We start from the raw sequence: 19,895 nt of genomic DNA on the forward strand, positions 1-19,895 counted from the left end.
TTGCGCAGGGGCTCGTGAGTGCTGATCACGGTGAGAACCGGGATCAGCGCTCACGAGCGGATTCAGGCGGGGTAGCGGACCTCGAACGTGACGACCCCCTCGCCGGTCCGCCACGGGCCGTGCGGCATGCCCGGCGGACGGCAGGCGTACATCCCCGCGGTGAACGTCCGGCCGAGCGTGAGGTCGGTGAACGAGCCCTCGAGAATGTAGACCTCCTCCCAGAAATCGTGTTTCTGCACGCCCATCGGCGTCGAATCGGCACCCGGCTCGTAGCGCAGGATCCGCGTCGCCACCCCGGTTTCCGGGTCCTTGGCGAGAATCCGTTCGGTGATCTTCGGGTCGTCGCCGGGGCAGACCGTGAAGGCGACGTCGGCCACCGGGAAGAACTCGTGTTCCGGTTTGCTCATCGGGTGATCGCTCCGTCGAGGTCGTAGCTGGAAAGGAAGGCGTCGATGTCGCCGAGCGCGCCGTCGAAGCCGTAATTGCGGAAGGCGTAGCCCTTCACCACGAACGGCGCTCCGGCGTAGAACATCTCGTATTGGTGGTGGCGTCCGGCGAATTCGCTGCCGACGACGTCCCAGGCGAGCTTGAACAGCTTCACCCGCTCCTCGGCGGGCGCGGACGGGCTGTGGATGTATTTGTCGATATCGGCGCGGGTCTGCGGGTTCGTCAGGTCCGCGACGCTGGAGGGCACCTGCAGCACGCCGCCGCCGACCAGGTCGCGCAGGATCGCCAGCAGCCGCGGGTACAACTCGGCCTGCAGTCCCATCGCGCCGTACACCGCGCGGGAGCCGGGCCGCCACATTCCGTTCTCATCCGGTTCCGCGGTGTATTCCGCCGCCAGCACCGCCGATTCCACAATGGACGCGAGACTCGCCAGCTCGCCGAGCTTCTCGATCACGCCGGGGAACTTGTCGACCCCGTTGACCGCCGCGACCTTGCGCGCGAGCCCGGCGATGAACTGCGTCTTCACCATGAACCGGATCTGGGCCTGCCAGTTCCCGAACACATGCGCCCCGGTGTCGAAGAACTGCCGCCGCAGTCCCGCGATGTCGCGGTAGACGAAGACTCGGTCCCACGGAATGAAGACGTCGTCGAAGACCACCAGCGCGTCGGTTTCGTCGTAGCGCGAGGTGAGCGGGTAGTCGTATTCGCTCGTGGCGGCCGGTGCGTACGGACGGCGGCAGTAGAGCTTAAGTCCTTCCGCGTCGACGGGAACCGCGAAGCCGAGCGCGAAGTCGGCATCCTCCGGCCCGAGCGGCTTGATGCAGGACACAAAGATCTCGTCTGCCACCGCGCCACCGGTCGCGAGCATCTGCGCACCACGGATCACGATGCCGTCCTCGCGCTCTTCCGCGACTCCCGCCTGGATCAGGTCGCCTTCCCAGGCGTGCGCGGTGGTCGCCCGCGAGACCTGCGGCGGAATGATCGCGTAGGAGACGTACAGATTCTCCTCCAGCACGCGCTTGTGGTACGCGGCGATGTTGGCCGAAAAGTCCCGCTCCCCCTGCGAAAACGCCTCCGGATGCGCGGAGAACGCCGCGACGAACGCGCCGACGTGGTCCGGGCTGCGGCCGACCCAGCCGTGCGTGTGCCGCGCCCACGTGGTCGCCGCTTCGCGGTACGCCTTCAGCTCTTCCCGGCTGCGCGGCGGCGTGAACAGACGGTTCACTGTGGACCCGGTCTCCGGGTCGGTGACCGAGATGCCGGAGTCGGGGTCGGCCGCGAGGTCGAACAGTTCCGCGATGGTCTTCGCGATCGGCGCGAACGCCGGGTGGTGGGCGACGTCCTCGACCGGCGCGCCGTCGAGGTAGATCCGCCGGGGGCCTTTCAGTGCGGCCAGATAGTCGGCTCCGCTGCGCATCACTCGCTCCTCTGTTTCGTTTCGTACGCGTGGGTCAGGGTCGGGCCGCCGGGCAGCTCCAGGTGGATGCGCCAGTACGCGCCATAGGCGAATTCGCCGCCGAGCAACGGCAAAGTGCCGCAGTACAGCGCGAAATCGCCGTCGACCGGACCGAGCCGGTCCAGCAGATCCGCCGGATGCCGCAGCGCGGCCAGTTCCCCCTTCTGGTACGGGCATCCGTCCACACTGGAGTCCGCGACGACGTGGTCCCAGTCCGGAATGGACACTTCGGTCCCGAGCGCGGCGACCACTTCCCCGAGCGGCTTCGGACAGGCCGCTTTGGACCGTGCCACCCCGTCCCGCTCCAGGTCACGGTCAGTGTGATCGGATCCGACGCCCAGGAAATACCGCCCCTGGTGCCGGATCAGCACCGGTTCGACCTCCCCGGACGTCCCCGGCGCGCTCACCCCGACCACCGGCTCCGTCGTCAGCAATCCCGTATCCAGGTGATAGAACGCGGGCACCGTTTCCGGCCGCGGCACCCCGATCGCCGCCAATTCGGCGATGTGCTCCTCGACCGCGGCCTCGTCGCTTCCGGTGTACCCGGCCACCACCAGCCGCGCCGGGGCGAACACCAGTTCCTCCCCGGTTCCCGCGACGTGCAGGGCAATCGTGCTCATACTCCCGCTCCCGTGAAGTCTGCTGTGGACACCGGCCACCGCCGATCGGCCAGCACCGGGAACTCCGCCCGCACCGTGTCCACAATGGATTGGTCTATTTCGCAGCGCAGCACTTCCTCGCCGGCGCCCGCCTCGGCCAGCACGGTGCCCCACGGATCGACGATCCGGCTGGCACCGGCCAGCTCGACGCCGCCGTGCTGGGTGCCTGCCGCGTTGACCGCGAGCACCAGCACCTGCTCTTCCACCGCACGGCACGAGGTGAACATCCGCCAGTGCTCGCGCCGCGCCGCCGGCCACGCGGCCGGAACCACGACCGTCTTCGCACCGCGATCCACCAGCCCGCGCCACAATTCGGGAAACCTCAGGTCGTAACAGGTCGTGGCCCCGATCGGCCCGAGTTCCGTTTCCGCGACGCTGAGCGTTTCGCCCGGCGTGAGCAATTCCGCCTCACGCGAGGCATATCCGAACACGTGCACCTTGCGATAGGTATGCGCGATCGTGCCGTCGGGCGCGAGCAACACCGCGGTATTGAACAACCGCCCGGCCGCGTCCTTCTCGACCAAACTGCCCAAATGCACATACGCACCAAGGCTTCGCGCCCATTCGCGCCCCGCCGCGACCGTCGGCCCGTCCAGCGATTCCGCTTCGTCCGGATACGCCTCGAACGAGAAATACCCGGCCGCCCACAGCTCCGGCAGCACCACCAGCTCGGCCCCGCGCGCGGACTCCACCAACTGCCCGGCCCGCACCCGGCGATCCGCGGCCGGCTCGTCCGGCGGGCTGGCCAGCTGCACCAGCGCGACCTTCACAGCCGCTCCTCGACCCGCAACGCCGTCATCGTGCTGGACAGGTGCTTCGCCAGCGCCTCCCCAGCCGCCTCCGGCTCGCCGCCGCGCAACGCTTCGACAATCGCCGCGTGCTCGGACAGCACCGTTCCCGCCCGGGTCTCGCTGCCCGCGACCGCGCGCAACCCCATCCGGACCTGCCGCTCCCGCAACGATTCGTAGAACTCGGCCAGCACCGGATTCCCCGCGCGCCGCACGATCGCGCGATGGAAAGCGCGGTCGAACTCGATGAACCGCACCGGCTCGTCCACCACTTCGCGCTGCTTCGCGAGAAGGTCGTCCAACTCGCCGAGGAACGCCTCGTCGACGCGCTCGGCGAGCTTGCGGACGCACCAGTCCTCGACCAGCTCGCGCGCCTCCATCACCGCCCGGACCTCCGCGTCGGAGATCGGCGGCACGAACGCGCCCTTCTTCGGCACGATCTCGAGGAACCCCTCGGCTTCGAGCCGCAGCAGAGCCTCCCGCACCGGCGTACGAGACGTCCCCGCCGCCTCGGCGACCTCCGATTCGGTGAGGAACGTCCCGCCGTCGCGGGGCAGCTCGGCGATGCGCTGCTTGAGGAACCGATAGGTGACGTCCTGCGCGGACCCGGGCCGCCCAGCCTGTCGTACACTGCTCATGGACAAGATGTATACATCACGCATGGCAGGTCGGCAAGAGGTGTTTGCCGAGGTTGAGCGGTTGCGACGAGCGAAGGGACGCCTCGTGGCCGCTGCGGAAGAACACCTGCGCCGCCCGGAACGCCCCGTGGCCCGGTCGCCGTGTGACGTCGCTTCCCGGGCAGGCCCCGGCCTTGCCGGGCAGGCCCCGGCCTTGCCGGGGCCTGGCGCGCGATGCAGAGGAAGCGAAGCCGCCGCGCGCTGCGCTACCGAGAAAACCTCAGTGCGCCGCCCGCGTCCTCCCGGACCCCGTGCCCGGACGAGACAGAAAGCCGGTCAAGCGGCCGCGGCCCGGTTGACGAATCACCCGCCGTCTTCACGCTGGCAATCACGGCGGGCAGCGGAATGGTCTCCACTATCGCGCTTCCTCCGCGGCCATCCGGCATTCCACAGTGGATTTTTCGAGGAAAGAACGCGCGCAACATCCCCACGAGAGTGCGATGTCCCCGCCAGCACGCAACGCCCAGGCGATACGCAGCATTCCCGTGACCGCACGGCACCAGGCGACACCCCACATCCCCGCGATCACGCAACGCCCAGACGACACGCCACATCCCCGCAACCGCACAGCACCAGGCGACACCCCACATCCCCGCAACGCCCAGACGACACGCCATCCCCGCGACCGCACAGCACCAGCAACCACGCAGCATTCCCATGACCGCGCGCCATCCCGGCCACCGCGGAGCTACTGCGCGGCGGCGGCGATCAACGCCTCCAGCCCCGAAGCCTGTGTCCGCCAATCCACCGCGTTCGGGGTGCCGCCAGCCCGCCGTCCGCCGATCCGGTTCAGCGAGTCCCGGTCTCGCAGCCACACCGAATCCGCTTGCCGCCGCACGAAGTCTCGGTATCTCTGTTCGCCGGCCGCCGTCGCGAGATCGCCGAAGTAGCGCAGGAAGATGCCCGTGAATTGCTTCTGATTGTCATCGCACGAGCCGCTCTCACACGATTCTGCCAGCACACCCCCCGCGGTAAGTGTCCTGGGACCACGCCAAAGCGTCGACGTCGGCGGCGACCCGGGACCGCGCGGGACGCGCCCACCCCGGTGCAGGCGTCCTCTTGGTGTGCAGATTCCCGGCCGCATGCTCGAACGGTGCCTCCGTTCAGCCGTCCGCGTGGATCTTGAGCGGCGAACGTCGCGGTCTGTGCCGCGGTCGCACCGGCGGGGACGCTGGTGCGACCGAGCGACGAGCCGTCGGGCCAGGTCGTGCCTGCGTCCCACGAACGGTCCAGCCAGGTTTCGTCGCCGGGACCGCCGGAATCGATGCTGGCCCAGGCCATTCCGCGGTCGTCGAAGTGGAGCCGGACGGTGCGGCCGAAGATCGTCGCGGACGATACTGGCTGGGTGTCGCCGGCACCGGGTGCGGAACCGTCGCAGGCAGCGGCGCAGACGGTCGGGTAGATCCAGGCTGTGCAGGCGACCGCTTGCGCGTCTCCGCAGGCCCGGAGCAGGCCGCGGCGGTGGCCGACGGGGTCGGTGAGGTTGTAGATGAGCGTGCGGGTGCCGGTCCACGTGTCCGGGACGCTCGCTTTGCCCAGCAGGCCGTCCCAGGTGCTGCCGCCGTCCCAGGACCGGTCGAGCCACACCGTGTCGCCGGTGCGGCCGTTGTCGATGCTGGCCCAGGCATCCCGTCCTGGCCGGACACGTGCAGGCGCAGCAGCCGGCCGCTGATGTCCTTGTCGGGCAGGGGAAAACTCTCTTCCCCGGCCCGCGACGGGTCGAGCGTGTCGCACGAGAGCGCGCAGACGGCGGCGGCCGCGCGCGGGGACGGTCAACGAGGCGCGCACGAGCACGGTCCGCATGGACTCGTCCTCTCGCCTGGGTGAATTCCCGCCCAGAATAGAAACTCGCGCGAGCGCCGGTGAAGGCCCGCGCGAGGTTCTGTCCCGTACCGGACAGGCGGGTTAACCCGATCAGCCGCCGCTGCCCTGGCGGCGTCCGACCGAACGGCCGATGAAGTACCCGAGGATGAGCCCGACGATCAGGCCGATGGCGATGAAGAAGATGACGGTGGCGGCGGCGATCTTGCCGACCGTGCCGAGGAACCCCTTGGCCTCGAGGTCGGTCGCGATCGCCACGGACTGGGTCAATGCGTAGTGGGTCATGCCTCCCAGGATGGCATCGGCGGCGGGCGGGCGCTCGGGGGACGCACCGGGGAGGCGGGTGCCGCGCGGTGTACGGGTCTTGACCGGGTTGAGGCACGAACCCTTCGTCGACCGGGGCGCCCCGCAGCGGGACCGGGGCAAGCCCACGGGCGGGCACTCGGAGACACACCCGGGGAGAGGCGGGTGCCGCAATGTTCCAGTCTTGACCGGGTTGAGGCACGAACCCTTCGTCGACCAAGGCACCCCGCAGCGGGACCGGGGCAGGCCCACGGGCGGGCACTCGGAGATACACCGAGCGCCCGGTGTTCGGGTCTTGGCCGGCTTCAGCGCTTCGCAGACACCGTCGAGCGTTGCGGAGAGCAGCAGGCGCTGGCCTCCTTCGGAGGTCGCTGCCATGATGCGACGGGCCCCGGGCAGGAAGCCTGGGTGCCCCTTCGCCGTCTCGATCATCGACCAGCACCGCGAGACCGGAGCCGGGTCAAGACCCTCAGGTGAGGCCCGCGCGCCGCTCAGTCCTTGACCGGCTTGAGCACAAACCCTCCGTCGTCCTGCTCCTCGACTGGAGCCCGGCGCCGCGCGACCGGAGCCGGTTCAGGCTCGTGCGGGGCTTCCTGGTCGGGCGTTGGAGCTGGCTCCGGAACGTCGTCCAGCGCCAGCGCGTCTTCGACCGCCGTCGCGACCGCCGGGACGCACCCCGCGCGGACGGCACGCAGGCCCTGGTGCAACGCCTGCGTGCCTGCCTCGGTGCTGAGTCGCGAGATCTCCGCGGCCAGTGCGTCCGGGCCCAGTTCGAGGGCGGCTTCGCCGATGTCCAGGTGGACGAGCATGCCGTGCATGTTCACCGTGACGCTCAGTCCCTCGCGGCCGGCCGTCGCGCGGAGGGCGGCGAGGCCTTCGGACAGACCTAGCTGGTCCGGGATTTCCTCGGCGATCTCGATGAGTTCGTCGATCCCTCGTTCGTCCCCGGCGGGATCGCCGGGATGCTCGTGCGACTCCCCCGCGGGGTCTCCGCGCCCGAACCGCTCGGCCGGATCCGCGTCCGGGTGCCGGCCGTCGGCCGCGTTCTCCTGTTCCGCCTCCGCCATCACACCCTCCAGGTGTCCGGTGTGGTGTCTTCGGCGCGGTCCGCCAGGTCCTTCTCCGAGCCGAGGCCGAGGCTGCTCAGCTCGGCGCCGCCGAGATCGCCCAGTTCGGCTTCCACGGCGCGGCGGGCGCGTTCATTCGCCTCCGCGGCCGCTTCCCGCACCGCGTGCAGGATCGCGGCCGCCAGCCGGGGGCCGCCGGCGCGGAGGGCGTCCGCGGTCAGTTCCAGGGTGCGCACAGCTCCGCCGGGGGCGACCTCGACGGTCACCCCCGCGTGCCGCGCGGTGCCGGTGATGCTCACTTCGGGTGCACTCCGCCGTAGAACTTGTGCAGGTCGCGCGGCAGCGTGTACGTGAGGCGCTCGACCTGGTCGTTCGCGTTGCCCTCGATCGTGGTGATCTTGTTGCCCTCGACCTTTTCGATGATCCCGATGTGCTGGCTGTGCCCCCACGACGGACCGTCGCCGAAAAGGATGGTGTCGCCGGGGCGGGCGTTGTGCGCGAGCGCGCCGCGGTCGTAGGCGAGGTGGTGGCGCTGGCCCCATTTGTAGACGTCGCCGGTGAAACCGTACTTCGGGATGTCCACCCCGGCCGAACGCCACATCGACGTCGCGAAGTACGCGCACCACGGCTGTCCGGTCGGGCCCCATTTGTTCCGGTTGTTCGGGCCCTCGTGGTAGCCGAGGTTGTGCCGCGCGTGATCGAGGATCTTGTCGACCTTCTTGCTGTGGCTCGCGTGCGTCTTGCCGTGCTGCTGCTTGTGCTTTTTGTGCGCTTCGTGCTTCTTGTGCTGCTCGTGCTTACGGTGGTCGCCAGGCTTGGCGCGGTGCGTTCCGCCCGGGTCGGCGACGCCGTCGTGGTTCAGGTCCTTCTGCAGCGCACGCAGCTTGCGCGCCGCCTCTTCCATCTCCGCGCGGGCGTTCTTCAGGTGCCCGCCGGATTCCTTGAGGTACTTGCCCGCGAGGTCGGCTACGTCGCCGATCGCCATCAGCAGCGCGGCCGGGCTTCCGTTGCGCGCCAGGACGTATCCGGCGTCGATGATCTTGCGCGCCTTCGCGACGAACTCGTCGATCAGTTTGCCGGTGGCCTGGTGCCGCCCGGCGAGCGCGTCGGTGACCTCGCTGACCACTTTGGCCCCGTGCGTGCTCGCCTGCGCGGTGACCTTGAGATCGCGGCCGAACTTGCCGGTGTCGTGCTCGAAGGCCGGATTCGCCTTGCTGTGCCAGGTGTTCAACAGGGCGTGCGCGGCTTTGCGCTGCGCCTCGTACTGTTCGGTGATCTCGTGCGCCGCCTGCCGCAGCGCGTGCTGCGCGGCCTGCGAGTCCGCGGCCTTGCCCCGGAGCTTGCCGTGGTGCGTTTTCATCTCGTCCGCGAACAGCGTCGCGACCCCTGCGGTGTCCAGCACGGATTCCCCCTCAGCCCAGAATGCCCTTGATGTCGTGTTCGCTGATCGCCGCGCTCGCGTCGGAATCCGCGCCCGCGTACGCCTGCCGGGCCCGGAAAACCGACGCGCTCAGCGTGCGCGCGTGCGCTCCGGTGGCCCGCACCTGCGATTCCAGCGAACGGCTGAAATCACCCAGCGCGTCGGAGAATCCTGTTTCCTGGCCGACCTTCCCGAAGCTGTCCTTCGCGATCCCGGTGACCCGGTGCACCGTCTTCCTGCCGACCGAGGCCAGTTCGCCCGCGACGTGCTCGGTGGTGCGCTCGTAGGCGAGGAACTGTTCGAGATCGGCCTTGAACCCGCCGTCCTTGCCGCCCTTGCCGTGGTGCGGTTTGTGCGGGTGACGGTCGGGTTTGTGCGGGTGGTGCCCGCCCTTGCCGTGGTGGCGGGCGACATCCTCGGCGGCCTTGCGCGCGGCGGCGAGATGGCTCTTGTACGCGCCGTTGGTGTAGGTGGACCACGGCTGGAAGCTCTTGCCGTGCCCCGAAATCGCCCAGGCCGCCTTGGCGTTCTCGTCCGCGTTGAACAGTTCGTCGTTGGAGCGCAGATGGAACTCGTGGCGGCGGGCGGGCCCGAGCGAGCCGAGCATGTTGACCTGCCACAGCCCGTACGAGTTGTCCGGCGGGGTCCCGTTGTGCGCGCGGGTGTTCCCGCCCGATTCCGCCAGCGCCACCGCGACCGCGGTGGTCAGCGCGTGCCCGCGGAACCCGGCCCGGTACGCGTGCTGGGCGATTTCCTCGGCCGACAACTTGCTCATTTCCTGCCCCCTTCAGCAGGGCGCCTCGCCGCTGCCCTAAGTGAGACGGAACTCTTCGTCTTCAGGTTCCCTTGTCCCCCGAACGGACGACACCCCGCGTCCGAGTTCCTGCATCCGGTCGGCGAGCCACGCGTGGTCCGCGGGCGCGACAGTGACCCACTTCGTGCCCGCGGACTCCCGCACGACCGCGCCGTACCGCCCGGCCTCCGTGTCGTACCAAGCGACTACCGGCGAACGACCGCCCGGACCGTTCACCGCGAACTGTCCGTACGCGACCCGCGGCGTGGTGACGAGCGTCGAAATCGCCCGCAGGTCCCGACCGGTGAGACCGGCCCGGCCGAGCACCCGCTCGAACGCGGCGTGCCCGCTGTCCGCAAACGCTTGCATCGCCTCGGAAAACACCGAGCGCGGCAACCGTACCGCGTTGCCCGGCCCGGGTTCGGCGGGGCCGACGACGCTCGCGGCGAGCTGCGGGACGTCGTCGGGCAGGCACGGCCGCAGCGCGAGCTCGTCCGCGTCGAGAACGGCCAGCACGCCCAGTTTGCGCCCGGCCGCGGCCAGCGCGCGCAGCGGCGGATCGCGGAACACCAGCAGGTCGACCGAAAACACCGGTTCGGCCAGCACCGCGAACACCTGGCCGAGCCGCGGATGCGGTTCGTCGTCCTCGTCGAGCAGCCCGGCCGCCGCCAGGCTTTCCGCGACCTGGGCGCCGAGCTGGTCGCGTTCGTCCATCGTGGCGCCGTGCGAGGGCACGTCGAGCGGATACGGCGCGGGACCGAGGTCGAAATCGGACCACAGCAGGTCGAATTCCCGGTGCGAGAGCGCTACGCCGTCGACCGCCGGGAGATGTCTGGCCATCCCCGCCTCACTCGCCCAGCACGGGCGGGTACGCGTCCGGCAGGTCCTCGAGGAAGTCGAAGGAACTGCCCTTGGTGTAGCGGTTCTGGTGGTCGTCGGAGCCGTCGCCGCGCTGACCCGCCATCGGCGGGAAGAACCCGCCGGACATCGGACTGCCGCCGCGCATGCCTGCCGCGGCGCCAGCCGCACCGGCCGCCGCGCCGCCGGCACCGGCTCCGGCCGAGCCGCCCAGCAGCCCGCCCGGCATCGCGCTCCCGCTTCCGGCGCCCGCTCCGGAACCGAGCGCGCCGCCCGGCCCGCCGCCCAGCGATCCCGGCATCCCGGCGGTTCCGCCCGGACCGCTCGCCCCCGGCAGCAGCCCGGCGCCTCCCGCCGGAGCGGACGAAGCCGTGGTGAGGCCCGCGTCCGGGGAACCGGAAGCATCCCTGGAGCCGCGCGATTCGCTCCGCGAGCGGCCCTCCGGGTCGACGTTCGTGACCGCCGGCGCGTCGGTGAAATGCGGCAGCTTGTCGTGCACGCCCTTGCTGGAGGTCTCGTAGCCTTCCATCACGCGGACCGCCTCGGCCTTGGCGTGCGAGGCCGCGCGTTTGGCGGGCAGGTGGTCGTCGAGGAGCTGATCGACCATCACCGCGCCGCTGGGACCGCTGGCCGCGTTGAGGTCGTAGCCGTCGCGGAACTGGTTTTCCGCCGCGTAGAACACCGGTTCGGGCATCTTGTGCTTCGCCGTTTCGACCGCGCTCGTGTAGTGGTCGAGCTTGTCGCCGACCGTGCGCATCGTCTCGCTCGCGCCCGTGCCCCAGGACGTCAGCTTCGACGCCGACTGCGCCGCGTTCCCGGCCGCGCCGCCGCGCCAGGACAGCAGCAGCTTCTGCACCGTCTTGTGCACCGCGGAGGTCGCCGAGTCGACGTCGTACGCCAGCTTCCCCCATTGGTGCGCCGACGCGCCCATTTCGACCGGGTCCGCGGTCATGATCATGTCGTAGAGCGTGGTGTGCGCCCAGGCGTTCCAGTTGATCTTGCCGAAGGACGCGTCCTTCAGGTTGGCCCGCTGGGCGAGCTTGGTGCGCCGCAGGACCCTGCGCTGCCTGGCGGTGGGCGGGTGGTCCTCGCTCCACAACCGGCGTTTGCGGTGCTTCTCGTACGGCAGCCGTTCGTAACCCGGTGTCCGGCTCATGCCGGCGTCCCTCCCCCGTCGTCCGCCCGGCGGCCCAGCGCGTCGAGCGAATCCTTCGCGTCGCTTTCCTGCTGGACGTGCCCCGCGCCGGCCCGGCGGATGGCCTCCCGCAGGGACGACAGCTCGTCGAGGTACTGCTGCAGGATCGCCTGCGCGCCGCCGTCGGCGGATCCGCGCACGCCGAACGCCTGCCGCAGGTGCGCGGCGACCGGACTGGTGCCGTCCTTGAGCGGATGCGCGAGCTGCTTGGCCTGTTCGAGGCAGGCGGTCAGCTCCTGCTGGCGCTTCTCCAGCTCCGCGTCGGCCGCCGCGATCTCGGCCGGGTCCAGCTCGATGACGCCGGTGTCGGCGACGATCTCGGCGGTGCCCGCCCCGGACGGGTCCCGCACGGAATCCGACGTCTCCGGCCGCCCGGACCGGTGCGTCTCCTTGGCCTGTTTCTTGTGCAGCGCACGGACGTCCGACCAGTCCGTAACCCGGTGCGAACTCACCCCAGTCCACCTCCCAGCAGGCGTCCTCGGCGGACGCGCGCACCAGTATGTCAGCCGTCCGGACCGCGGGCATCCGGTCCGGGAAAGTCGGCGATGAGACGACCGCGGCGCGACCGCGGTTCCGCCGATCACCCGGACGGGGGCGCGCGGGTCAGCCAGCAGGCGGGTTCGCACCCCGGACAAGCAGTTCCGCCACCGCGCGGGCGGCCGCCCGAACGTCGTCGCCGAGGTCCGCGGGCAGCGCCCGCTGCAGCCAGAGCGTCGCGAACCCGTGCACGAGCGACCAGGCCGCCGCGCCGGCGACCACCGGATCGACGCTTCCGTCCCGGAACCCGGCGATGGCCCAGTCCAGCGCCTGGCCGCTGCGCTGCCGCGCGGCCCGCAGGTCCGGATCGTCGCCGCGGAGCAGGTCCGCACGGAACATCACCTCGAAATGCGCCCGGTGCGCGACCGCGAACGAGACGTAGGCGACGCCGGCCTCGAGCAGGTCCGACGAGGGCGACATTTCCGCGAGGGTATCCGCGAGGAGGTCGAATCCCTGCGCGGCCACAGCGGTGAGCAAGCCGGTGCGATCGCCGAAATGGTGTGCCGGGGCGGCGTGCGAGACCCCGACCCGGCGGGCCAGATCGCGCAGGTTGACCGCGGCCGGACCGGATTCGCCGAGCACCTCGACGGCCGCGGTCAGCACCGCCTGCCGCAGGTCGCCGTGGTGATAACGCCGTGCCATGCCCCGAGTATGCCATGAACTTGTCAGTGACTAGACGAAGCGGCTAACCTGCGTCTAGTCACTGACAAGATTAACGGGGGGCCCTGCCATGGAACCGCTCGTCACGCTCGTCGCGGTCAGCGTCGCCGCGTTCGTCGTCTGCCTGGTCCGGGGCACGCCCGCCGCTCCGCTGCAGGCCGCGGTGCGCACCGGCCTCGCGGCGATGTTCCTGCTCACCGGATTCGTCCACTTCGCGTTCCTGCGCGCGGACCTGGTGGCGATGGTGCCGCCGTGGCTGCCCGCGCCCGAACTGCTCGTCACGCTCACCGGACTGGCCGAATGGGCGGGCGCGATCGGGCTGCTGATCCCTCGTCTGAGACTGCTCGCCGCGGGCGGGCTCGCCATGCTCCTCGCGGTGATGTTCCCGGCCAACGTCCACTTGGCGCTGACCGGCGAGAACCTTCCGTGGTGGGACGAGCTGCCGTGGCGCACAGCCATGCAGGCGGTCTTCTTCGCGGCGGCCGTGACGGTGCTGGTCGGCGAAGTCCGCCGCAGGTCGGTGCAGCGGGAGAGCGGCGGTGTGAAGTGAAGCGGGAGAGCGGCGGTGTGCCGGGGGCTGGGGTCTCGTGAGTGGCAATGCCGGTTCTCACCGGCATTGCCACTCGCGACCCCGGGTCACACCGGCGCGTGCCAGGCGTCGTATCCGTAGATGGCGTCCGCCGCGGCCGAGTTCGTCCCGCTCTGCTTGAGCCAGCTGTTGCCCCGCGAGGCAAGCTGCACTTCGCGGGTCCGGTCCAGCCGGGCCGCCTGGTATGCCTTCAGCGCGACCTCGATGTTCGGGTACGCCGCCAGCGCTCGCGCCAGCACGACACTGTCCTCGACGGCCATTCCCGCGCCCTGCGCCATGAACGGCATCATCGGGTGGCACGCGTCGCCCAGCAGCGTCGCCAGGCCGGAAGACCAGTTCGGCAGCGGATCGCGGACGTACAGCGCGGATTGCAGCACCGAATCGCACGCCTCCAGCAACGCGCGGGCCTCGGGGTGGAAGCCCCGGTACGCCTCGCGCAGCTCGTCGACATCCCCCGGGGCGGTCCAGGATTCGTGCCGCCATTGGCTTTGCCTCGTCGTGGCGAAGACGAACACGTCCTCGCCGCGGTTGAGCGGGAAAGTCACCAGCTGCGTGTCCGGATCCGGACCCCACCATTTGGTGAAACAGTCCAGGTTCGGCACGTCCACCGAGCCCGCGGGCAGCACCGCGCGGTACGCGACCACACCGGTGAACTCCGGGTGTTCCGCCCCGAACAACGCGGTGCGGACGGCGGAGTGGATGCCGTCGGCGCCGATCACGACATCGGCGGAAACGCTGGTGCCGCTGAAGTCCAGCTCGACTCGGTCCGTTGTGGACAGTCCGGTCAGCTTGTGTCCCAAGCGGACGACGCCGTCCGGCAGCGCGCGTTCCAAGGCGGCCAGCAGATCCGCGCGGTGCATGGTGAGCTGCGGCGAGCCGTAGCGGCGTTCGGCCTCGTCGCCCATCGGCAGCCGCGAGGTTTCTTCGCCGGTGTCCCAGGTGCGGCTGATCCGGAACTTCGGCCGCGCGGCGGTTTCGCGCAGTTCGCCGCCGACGCCGAGGCCGTCGAGGGCGCGGACGGCGTTGGGCGTCAGGTTGATGTCCGCGCCGACCCGGCCGAATCCGGCCGCCTGTTCGTGCACGACCGGCGAGAATCCGGCCTTCCGCAGGGCGGCAGCGGCGGCCAGGCCGCCGATCCCGCCGCCGACGATCGCGATTTCCGGCACAGCGCAAGCTCCTTTCAGACAGTGAGGTCGAGCAGATCGTGGCCCACGACGACCGGGCCGGAGTAGTGCGGGCGGACCCGCGTGAGCCAGCCCTCGTCGTCGAGGCGGGCGGGATCGGCCGGGCCGAGGTGCGACAGCGCGACCCGCCGGGCCCCGGCCGCCGCGGCGACCCGGCCGACGTCCGCCGGCGAGGTGTGCGAGGCGGCGAGGAAGTCCAGCAGCTTCGGCGAATAGCCGATGCTGCGGTAGAAATCGGGCTCCATCGCTTCGTGCACCAGCAAGCCGGCGCCCGCGGCCAGCTCGCCGACCGCGTCGCTGCGGGCGGTGTCGCCGGAGAAGGCGACCACGCCGTGTTCGGTCTCGAACCGGTAGCCCAGCGCCAGCCGCAACGGCGGATGCGGGACAGCCCGAGCCGTCACGCGCACCCGATCGTCCTCGTGCACCACGATTTCCGCACCCGCCGCCACCGAGAGGTCGGCGGGGCGGATGAGCCCGGCCAGCCGCGGCCGGTCGCTGGTCCGCTGCCGCACCGCGACGTCCTGTCCGAACGCGGCGAGACTGCCTGCGACCAGACCCTCGGTGCCCGCGGCGGGCGGACCGGGATCGCTCGGGTCCGGCCCGGGGCCGTAGACCGGCACCGGATCGATGACGCCCTGGTTGGCCGGGCCCCAGCCGAGCAGGAAAAGCGTGAACAGTTCGGCGACGTGGTCGGAGTGCAGGTGCGTCACGAACACCGCGGCCAGATCGCGCAGGGACAGCCCGGCGGCGACGCACTTGCCGAGCGTCCCGTAGCCCGCGTCGACCAGGTAGACGCGTCCGCCGACCACCACCGCGTTCGCGCAGCCCTGCCGGCCCGGCGCCGGGTACGGCCCGGCCGCCGTGCCGAGCAGGACCACGCGCAGCGCGTCCGTCACGGCGAAACCTCTTCCAGCGTGCGGCCCTTGGTCTCCTCGGCGAAGAACCCGGCGACCAGCGCACCGGCCAGGCAGATCCCGCCGAGCACCAGGAACACCGAGGCGAGCCCGCCGCCGCCCGCGTACAGCGCGCCGACCAGGATCGGACCGAGGATCAGGCCGAACCGGTTCAGCACGCCGCCGAGGCTGACGCCCAGCGCGCGGCTGCGGGTCGGGTACAGCTCCGGCGTGTACAGGTACAGGCAGACGTTCACCGCGAAGTTGAACATCGCCGCGAGCGACGACCACACCAGCAGCTGCAACGGGGTCCCGGCGCCGAGCGCGCCCAGCACGACCAGCATCGCGGTCGTCCCGCCCAAGCCCGCCGCCAGCACGATCCGGCGGCCGAGCTTGTCCACGACCAGCGCGGCGATCAGGCAGCCGACGAGACCGGCGACCGACGTGGCGGTGCTGTACCAGAGCGCCTGGCCGATCGAGAGGTGGAACGAGCCCTTGTACAGCGTCGGCAGCCACGAGGTGATGCCGTAGTTGGCGAGGTAGCCGACGAACCAGATCGTCCACACCATCAGCGTGCGCCGCCGGTAGCGACCGGCGAACAGGTCGCGGAACGAACTGCGCTTCGCGGCCGCCGCCGCCGGCACCGCGGTGGTCACGGCGGGTGGAGGCAGCGGTCGGCCGAGCGACTCCTCGACCCGGCGCTCGATCAGCGACATCGTCGCCTCGGCCTTCTCGGTGTGCCCGTGCGCGGCGAGCCAGCGCGGCGATTCCGGGATCCGCAGCTGCAGCAGCACGGCGGCGAGACCGGGAACGGCGGCCAGCGCGAACAGCGGACGCCAGCCCCAGTGCGGGATGACCCAGGCCGCGACCAGCGCGCCGACCGCGAGCCCGGCCGGGAAGACGATCTCGTACATCAACACGAAACGGCCGCGACGGCGAGCCCGGCTGATCTCCGCGATGTACGCGGCCGCGGTCGGCACTTCACCGCCGATCGCCAGGCCTTGGACGAACCGCAGGATCAGGAACGGCAGCAGCGCGGTGCACAACGTCATCGCCAGGCTGCACAACGCCGTGACGGCGACGCACAGGGTGATCACCTTGACGCGGCCGATCCGGTCGGCGGCCCAGCCGGAGGCGAGCGCGCCGAGCAGCATGCCGATCGAGCCGATGGTCAGCGTCGCGGTGCTGGCGGCGGTCGTCATGTGCCATTCGCGGCCGATGACCGGCAGGGTGTAGGCGATCAGCAGCTGGTCGAACGCCTCGAAGAACGTGACGATGCCGATGATCAGGCGAATCGAGACCTGCCATCGCGACATCGGGAGCCGTTCCAGCCGGGCGGCGATGTCCCGCTGGGTCACCTCGGGGGTGGCGGCGATACTCATGGGCCCTCCTCGGAGCCGGAGCGTGCAGTCGATCGTCGGGGGTTCGGGAGCGATGCCACGAACTCAAGGCCTCGCGGCGGGTGCGTGTCGGTGCGGGGAACCCTGCGGGAATCGGAGTCCGTCCGGGTTCCCCTCACGGACTTGACGCGGGGCCGCAGGAAAGTCCGGCGTCCAGGAACCGGACCAGGTCGTCCGCGGCGGAAGGTCCGGCGGGCAGCACGAGCCGATCGGGTGCGTGCGGGTCGAATCCGGGCGTGCCGGGCCACGGTGGCGGCGCGGGCCCGAGAGCGGCGGCGAGGTCCACCGAGGCCAGTTCGGCGAGGTGGGCGGCGGAGCCGAAACCGGCGGCGGCCACGCGGTGGCGCGGCATTCCCAGCCGGGTCCCGAGGTAGTCGAGCGCGCCGGCGAGGTCGGCTTCGAGGTCGGAAAGCGCGAGCGCGGCGAACGCGGCCTCCGCTTTGTCCTGGCCGAAGGTGTGGCCGCCGGTCTCGTAGTAGAACAGCGGCGCGACAGTGACGTATCCGCAGCTTGCGAGCGTGCGGCAGCAGTTCTCGACGGGTTCGTCGAGCCCGGCGGCGCCGTGCAGCACGAGCACCGCGCCGCGCACGCGGCCGGGCGGATGCCGTACCAGCAGCGGCGCGGACGTCCGCACCACCCGGCGGCGGCGATTCGCGGGTCCGTGCCCGTGATGGCGGACTTCGGCAGCTTCGATGGTGCCTCCCACGGCTGGTCTCCCTCAGCTCTCCGGAACCGGCACCGGCGGCACGAACGGCCGCGGCGTCGCGGGCAAAGCGGTCACGTCCACCTCGATCACCGACGGACCGTGCTGGGCCACCGCTTTCGCCAGCGCGTCGGCGAACTGGCCCGGCTTCGACACCAGCGTGTGCGGCAGGTCCAGCGACTGCGCCAGGCGCGCGAAATCGGGGGTGAACAGGTCGACGCCGGCGCGCTGTCCGCGGTGGTGGTCCTGCATGTTGCGCAGCACGCCGTATCCGCCGTCGTTGAACACGACCAGCGCGAGCCACGGCCGTTCCTGCGCCAGCGTGCACAGCTCGCCGAGATGCACCGCGAGGCCGCCGTCGCCGACCATCACCACGGTCGGCGCGTCCGGCGTCGCGAGCGCGGCCCCGATGCCGGTCGCCAGGCCCTGTCCGATGCCGCCGCCGGCCGGGAACACGTTGGTGCGCGGGTCGTGGATGTCCAGCAGCCGGTTGCCCCACTGGCTGGACGGGATGGTCACGTCGCGGGCGATCACGGACTCGGCCGGGAGGCCCTCGCGCAGTGCGGCGCAGATCTCCGCGTACGGGCCGATCGCCTCGTTCAGGCTGTCCCGCACGGCTTTCCGGGTCTCGATGACGCGGTCGCGCCAGCCCGGTTCGGTGTTGGCTTCCACAGTGGACAGACCGGCGAGCACGGTCGCGGCATCGCCTCGCACTCCGACGGTGGCCGGGTAGACGCGGCCCAGCGCTTCGGCGTCGACGTCGATCTGCAGGTGCCGCTCGGGCAACGCGAGGTGGTAGTGCTTGGTTTCGTTCGAGCGGAAGTGCGTGCCGATCGAGACGAGCAGGTCGGCGTCGGCGAGGAGCCGGGCCGACTGCTCGTGCGCGGCGAAGTTCCCGACGACCAGTTCGTGGTTCTCCGGCACCGTGCCGCGGCCGGAGTTGCTGGTGAACACTGCCGCACCGAACCGTTCCGCGAGCGCGCGCACCTCGTCGCGCGCGCCGGTCGCTCCCCCGCCGAGCCAGAACACCGGACGGCGTGCGGCAGCGAGCAATTCGGCGGCTTCCGCGAGCACAGCGGCGTCGGGCGGCGGGATCGGCGCCGGCTCAAGCGAGCCAGGACGGAACTCGTGTCGCGAATACTGCAGATCGATAGGCCATTCGACGCTCGCCGGGCCGCTCGGCACCGACAGCGCGTGCCGGATCGCCGCGCGCAGCGTCTCCTCGGCGGTCTCCACCGACGTCACCGTGACCGCGTGCTTGGAAATCGCGGTCAGCATGCCGATCTGGTCACGCGTCTCGTGGATCACGCCGCGGCCGCTGCCGAGGAATTCGGAGTCGATCTGGCCGGTCACGTGCAGCACGCGACTGCCCGCCGTGAGCGCCTCGACCAGCGCGCCCGCCGCGTTGCCCGCGCCGGTGCCGGTGCTGGTGATCGCGACGCCGAGGCCGCCGCTGGCGCGTGCGTATCCGTCGGCGGCGTTCACCGCGGCTGCTTCGTGCCGCACGGGCACGAACCGCGAATGCCGCGCGACCGCTTCCACCAGCGGCAGGTTGTGCACACTCACCACGCCGAAGGCGGTGTCCGCGCCGGCTTCGGACAGCAGGCGAACGAGAAGCTCGCCTCCGTGACCGTGATTCATGGGTCCGTCCCTTCTAGACGTAACGGGCGATGCCGCCGCCGACGTCGATCGTCGCGCCGGTCACGTAGGAGGCACGCGGCGAAAGCAGCGTGACGATGGGGAAAGCGACCTCTTCCGCGGTGCCGAGCCTGCCAAGCGGAATCCCCCGGCCGGCAGCCAGCTCCGCTGACCAGTCCACAAAGGACAGCCCGCTGCCGGAAGCCTCGTACCTGCGTCGCCACTGTCCGGTGTCGACCAGGCCGAGGCAGACCGAGTTGACCCGCACGCCGTCCCCGGCCAATTCGGCCGCCAGAGTCGTGGAGAGATTGAGCAGCGCCGCCCTCGCCGCCGAAGTGGCCGCCAACCGGGGTTCGGGCTGCCGCGCGAGGATCGCGTTCACGTTCACCACAGCCGGATTCGCCGCCGTCCGCAGCCACGGCAACGCGGCCCGGACGACGTGCAGCACTGAGAAGATCTTGAGGTGCAGCTCGGCGCGCCACTGGCCGTCGGTGGTCTCGGCGAGCCGCGCCATCAGCGACCGGCCCGCGTTGTTCACGACCCCGGCCAGGCCGCCCAGCTCACGGGCGGCCTCGGCGACGAACGTTTCCACCTGCGCCTGGTCGAGCACGTCGCAGGACGCGGTGTACAGCCGGGCTCCCTCGGCGCGGGGCAGATCGGCGAGGGCCTTTTCCAGCCGGACGCCGTCGCGGGCGCAGGCGGCGACGTGCGCGCCCTCGGCCAGCAGCGCGGCCGCGGTCGCGAGCCCGACGCCGGAGCTGGCCCCGGTCACGAGCACCGCCGCGCCCTTCAATCCCAAATCCACGG

Annotated in this window: 23 protein-coding genes; 2 read left to right on the forward strand and 21 right to left on the reverse strand. The window is 71.0% G+C overall.

The genetic code is table 11. The features are described 5' to 3' along the window. Positions 1-62 precede the first annotated feature (62 nt). The 6 genes from BM362_RS20805 to BM362_RS48275 form a co-directional block, all read right to left on the reverse strand. Entirely contained in the window at positions 63-407 is a 345-nt protein-coding gene (locus tag BM362_RS20805; protein ID WP_067578967.1) for a cupin domain-containing protein, read from the reverse strand. Further along, entirely contained in the window at positions 404-1,864 is a 1,461-nt protein-coding gene (locus BM362_RS20810) for a 4-hydroxyphenylacetate 3-hydroxylase family protein (RefSeq protein WP_093574273.1), read from the reverse strand. The genes BM362_RS20805 and BM362_RS20810 overlap by 4 nt, the downstream gene beginning before the upstream one ends. Then, entirely contained in the window at positions 1,864-2,523 is a 660-nt protein-coding gene (locus tag BM362_RS20815) for a DUF2848 family protein (RefSeq protein ID WP_067578971.1), read from the reverse strand. The genes BM362_RS20810 and BM362_RS20815 overlap by 1 nt, the downstream gene beginning before the upstream one ends. Then, positions 2,520-3,332: a carbon-nitrogen family hydrolase gene (locus tag BM362_RS20820; RefSeq protein WP_093574275.1), complete on the reverse strand. Its 813-nt coding sequence runs from the start codon at positions 3,330-3,332 to the stop codon at positions 2,520-2,522. Before BM362_RS20820 ends, BM362_RS20815 begins: the two co-directional genes overlap by 4 nt. Beyond that, the gene (locus tag BM362_RS20825; protein WP_067578975.1) at positions 3,329-3,988 is read right to left on the reverse strand and encodes a GntR family transcriptional regulator; all 660 of its coding nucleotides are present in this window, start codon (positions 3,986-3,988) and stop codon (positions 3,329-3,331) included. The genes BM362_RS20820 and BM362_RS20825 overlap by 4 nt, the downstream gene beginning before the upstream one ends. Positions 3,989-4,715: 727 nt before the next feature. Next, positions 4,716-4,988 (reverse strand): hypothetical protein, encoded by a 273-nt coding sequence (locus BM362_RS48275; protein ID WP_208865278.1) that lies wholly within the window; start codon positions 4,986-4,988, stop codon positions 4,716-4,718. A 213-nt stretch (positions 4,989-5,201) separates the two neighbouring features. Between BM362_RS48275 and BM362_RS48280 the strand changes: the two genes are divergently transcribed. Beyond that, positions 5,202-5,429, forward strand: a complete 228-nt coding sequence (locus BM362_RS48280) for a hypothetical protein (protein WP_208865279.1) — start codon at positions 5,202-5,204, stop codon at positions 5,427-5,429. Between the two features lie 512 nt (positions 5,430-5,941). Here the strand turns inward: BM362_RS48280 and BM362_RS20835 are convergent. The 9 genes from BM362_RS20835 to BM362_RS20875 form a co-directional block, all read right to left on the reverse strand. Next, positions 5,942-6,133, reverse strand: a complete 192-nt coding sequence (locus tag BM362_RS20835; RefSeq protein WP_037814825.1) for a hypothetical protein — start codon at positions 6,131-6,133, stop codon at positions 5,942-5,944. Positions 6,134-6,642: 509 nt separating this feature from the next. After that, positions 6,643-7,218, reverse strand: a complete 576-nt coding sequence (locus BM362_RS20840; RefSeq protein WP_198545248.1) for a hypothetical protein — start codon at positions 7,216-7,218, stop codon at positions 6,643-6,645. Further along, the gene (locus BM362_RS20845) at positions 7,218-7,517 is read right to left on the reverse strand and encodes a YbaB/EbfC family nucleoid-associated protein (RefSeq protein WP_067578984.1); all 300 of its coding nucleotides are present in this window, start codon (positions 7,515-7,517) and stop codon (positions 7,218-7,220) included. The genes BM362_RS20840 and BM362_RS20845 overlap by 1 nt, the downstream gene beginning before the upstream one ends. Beyond that, positions 7,514-8,620: a CHAP domain-containing protein gene (locus BM362_RS20850; RefSeq protein ID WP_093574276.1), complete on the reverse strand. Its 1,107-nt coding sequence runs from the start codon at positions 8,618-8,620 to the stop codon at positions 7,514-7,516. Before BM362_RS20850 ends, BM362_RS20845 begins: the two co-directional genes overlap by 4 nt. A 10-nt stretch (positions 8,621-8,630) precedes the next feature. Continuing rightward, a complete protein-coding gene (locus tag BM362_RS20855; RefSeq protein ID WP_067578986.1) occupies positions 8,631-9,413 on the reverse strand; it encodes a transglycosylase SLT domain-containing protein in 783 nt (260 codons plus the stop codon). A 36-nt stretch (positions 9,414-9,449) separates the two neighbouring features. Next, positions 9,450-10,271 (reverse strand): ESX secretion-associated protein EspG, encoded by an 822-nt coding sequence (locus BM362_RS20860; protein ID WP_067578989.1) that lies wholly within the window; start codon positions 10,269-10,271, stop codon positions 9,450-9,452. Between the two features lie 7 nt (positions 10,272-10,278). Beyond that, positions 10,279-11,445, reverse strand: a complete 1,167-nt coding sequence (locus BM362_RS20865) for a WXG100 family type VII secretion target (protein WP_067578993.1) — start codon at positions 11,443-11,445, stop codon at positions 10,279-10,281. Further along, positions 11,442-11,936: a hypothetical protein gene (locus BM362_RS20870; RefSeq protein ID WP_067578995.1), complete on the reverse strand. Its 495-nt coding sequence runs from the start codon at positions 11,934-11,936 to the stop codon at positions 11,442-11,444. Before BM362_RS20870 ends, BM362_RS20865 begins: the two co-directional genes overlap by 4 nt. 151 nt (positions 11,937-12,087) lie before the next feature. Beyond that, positions 12,088-12,663 carry a TetR/AcrR family transcriptional regulator gene (locus tag BM362_RS20875; protein WP_067578997.1) on the reverse strand — a complete coding sequence of 192 codons (576 nt, stop codon included), beginning with the start codon at positions 12,661-12,663 and terminating at the stop codon, positions 12,088-12,090. Positions 12,664-12,751: 88 nt separating this feature from the next. On the opposite strand from BM362_RS20875, the gene BM362_RS20880 reads away from it, so the two are divergent. Continuing rightward, a complete protein-coding gene (locus BM362_RS20880) occupies positions 12,752-13,231 on the forward strand; it encodes a DoxX family protein (RefSeq protein WP_093574277.1) in 480 nt (159 codons plus the stop codon). 86 nt (positions 13,232-13,317) lie between these two features. On the opposite strand, the gene BM362_RS20885 is transcribed toward BM362_RS20880, so the two are convergent. The 6 genes from BM362_RS20885 to BM362_RS20910 form a co-directional block, all read right to left on the reverse strand. After that, positions 13,318-14,436 carry an FAD-dependent monooxygenase gene (locus tag BM362_RS20885; protein ID WP_093574278.1) on the reverse strand — a complete coding sequence of 373 codons (1,119 nt, stop codon included), beginning with the start codon at positions 14,434-14,436 and terminating at the stop codon, positions 13,318-13,320. Between the two features lie 14 nt (positions 14,437-14,450). Continuing rightward, entirely contained in the window at positions 14,451-15,350 is a 900-nt protein-coding gene (locus tag BM362_RS20890) for an MBL fold metallo-hydrolase (protein ID WP_244287226.1), read from the reverse strand. Next, positions 15,347-16,729, reverse strand: coding sequence for an MFS transporter (locus BM362_RS20895; protein WP_093574279.1), 1,383 nt, complete (start codon positions 16,727-16,729; stop codon positions 15,347-15,349). The genes BM362_RS20890 and BM362_RS20895 overlap by 4 nt, the downstream gene beginning before the upstream one ends. A 133-nt stretch (positions 16,730-16,862) precedes the next feature. Continuing rightward, the gene (locus BM362_RS20900) at positions 16,863-17,453 is read right to left on the reverse strand and encodes a dienelactone hydrolase family protein (protein ID WP_067579005.1); all 591 of its coding nucleotides are present in this window, start codon (positions 17,451-17,453) and stop codon (positions 16,863-16,865) included. 12 nt (positions 17,454-17,465) lie between these two features. After that, on the reverse strand, positions 17,466-19,091 hold the full coding sequence (locus tag BM362_RS20905; protein ID WP_093574280.1) for a thiamine pyrophosphate-binding protein: 1,626 nt from the start codon (positions 19,089-19,091) through the stop codon (positions 17,466-17,468). Between the two features lie 13 nt (positions 19,092-19,104). Then, entirely contained in the window at positions 19,105-19,893 is a 789-nt protein-coding gene (locus BM362_RS20910) for an SDR family oxidoreductase (RefSeq protein ID WP_067579010.1), read from the reverse strand. Positions 19,894-19,895: the final 2 nt, after the last annotated feature.

The sequence above is a fragment of the Amycolatopsis rubida genome, from assembly GCF_900115345.1.
Classification (GTDB): Bacteria; Actinomycetota; Actinomycetes; order Mycobacteriales; family Pseudonocardiaceae; genus Amycolatopsis; species Amycolatopsis rubida.

Excerpts from the sequence above, each read along its gene's own strand:
- BM362_RS20825 (WP_067578975.1), bottom strand. The coding sequence starts at position 3,988 with ATGAGCAGTGTACGACAGGCTGGGCGGCCCGGGTCCGCGCAGGACGTC.
- BM362_RS20860 (WP_067578989.1), bottom strand. The coding sequence starts at position 10,271 with ATGGCCAGACATCTCCCGGCGGTCGACGGCGTAGCGCTCTCGCACCGG.
- BM362_RS20810 (WP_093574273.1), bottom strand. The coding sequence starts at position 1,864 with ATGCGCAGCGGAGCCGACTATCTGGCCGCACTGAAAGGCCCCCGGCGG.
- BM362_RS20855 (WP_067578986.1), bottom strand. The coding sequence starts at position 9,413 with ATGAGCAAGTTGTCGGCCGAGGAAATCGCCCAGCACGCGTACCGGGCC.
- BM362_RS20875 (WP_067578997.1), bottom strand. The coding sequence starts at position 12,663 with ATGGCACGGCGTTATCACCACGGCGACCTGCGGCAGGCGGTGCTGACC.
- BM362_RS20805 (WP_067578967.1), bottom strand. The coding sequence starts at position 407 with ATGAGCAAACCGGAACACGAGTTCTTCCCGGTGGCCGACGTCGCCTTC.
- BM362_RS20895 (WP_093574279.1), bottom strand. The coding sequence starts at position 16,729 with ATGAGTATCGCCGCCACCCCCGAGGTGACCCAGCGGGACATCGCCGCC.
- BM362_RS20865 (WP_067578993.1), bottom strand. The coding sequence starts at position 11,445 with ATGAGCCGGACACCGGGTTACGAACGGCTGCCGTACGAGAAGCACCGC.
- BM362_RS20905 (WP_093574280.1), bottom strand. The coding sequence starts at position 19,091 with ATGAATCACGGTCACGGAGGCGAGCTTCTCGTTCGCCTGCTGTCCGAA.
- BM362_RS20840 (WP_198545248.1), bottom strand. The coding sequence starts at position 7,218 with ATGGCGGAGGCGGAACAGGAGAACGCGGCCGACGGCCGGCACCCGGAC.
- BM362_RS20835 (WP_037814825.1), bottom strand. The coding sequence starts at position 6,133 with ATGACCCACTACGCATTGACCCAGTCCGTGGCGATCGCGACCGACCTC.
- BM362_RS20880 (WP_093574277.1), top strand. The coding sequence starts at position 12,752 with ATGGAACCGCTCGTCACGCTCGTCGCGGTCAGCGTCGCCGCGTTCGTC.
- BM362_RS20815 (WP_067578971.1), bottom strand. The coding sequence starts at position 2,523 with ATGAGCACGATTGCCCTGCACGTCGCGGGAACCGGGGAGGAACTGGTG.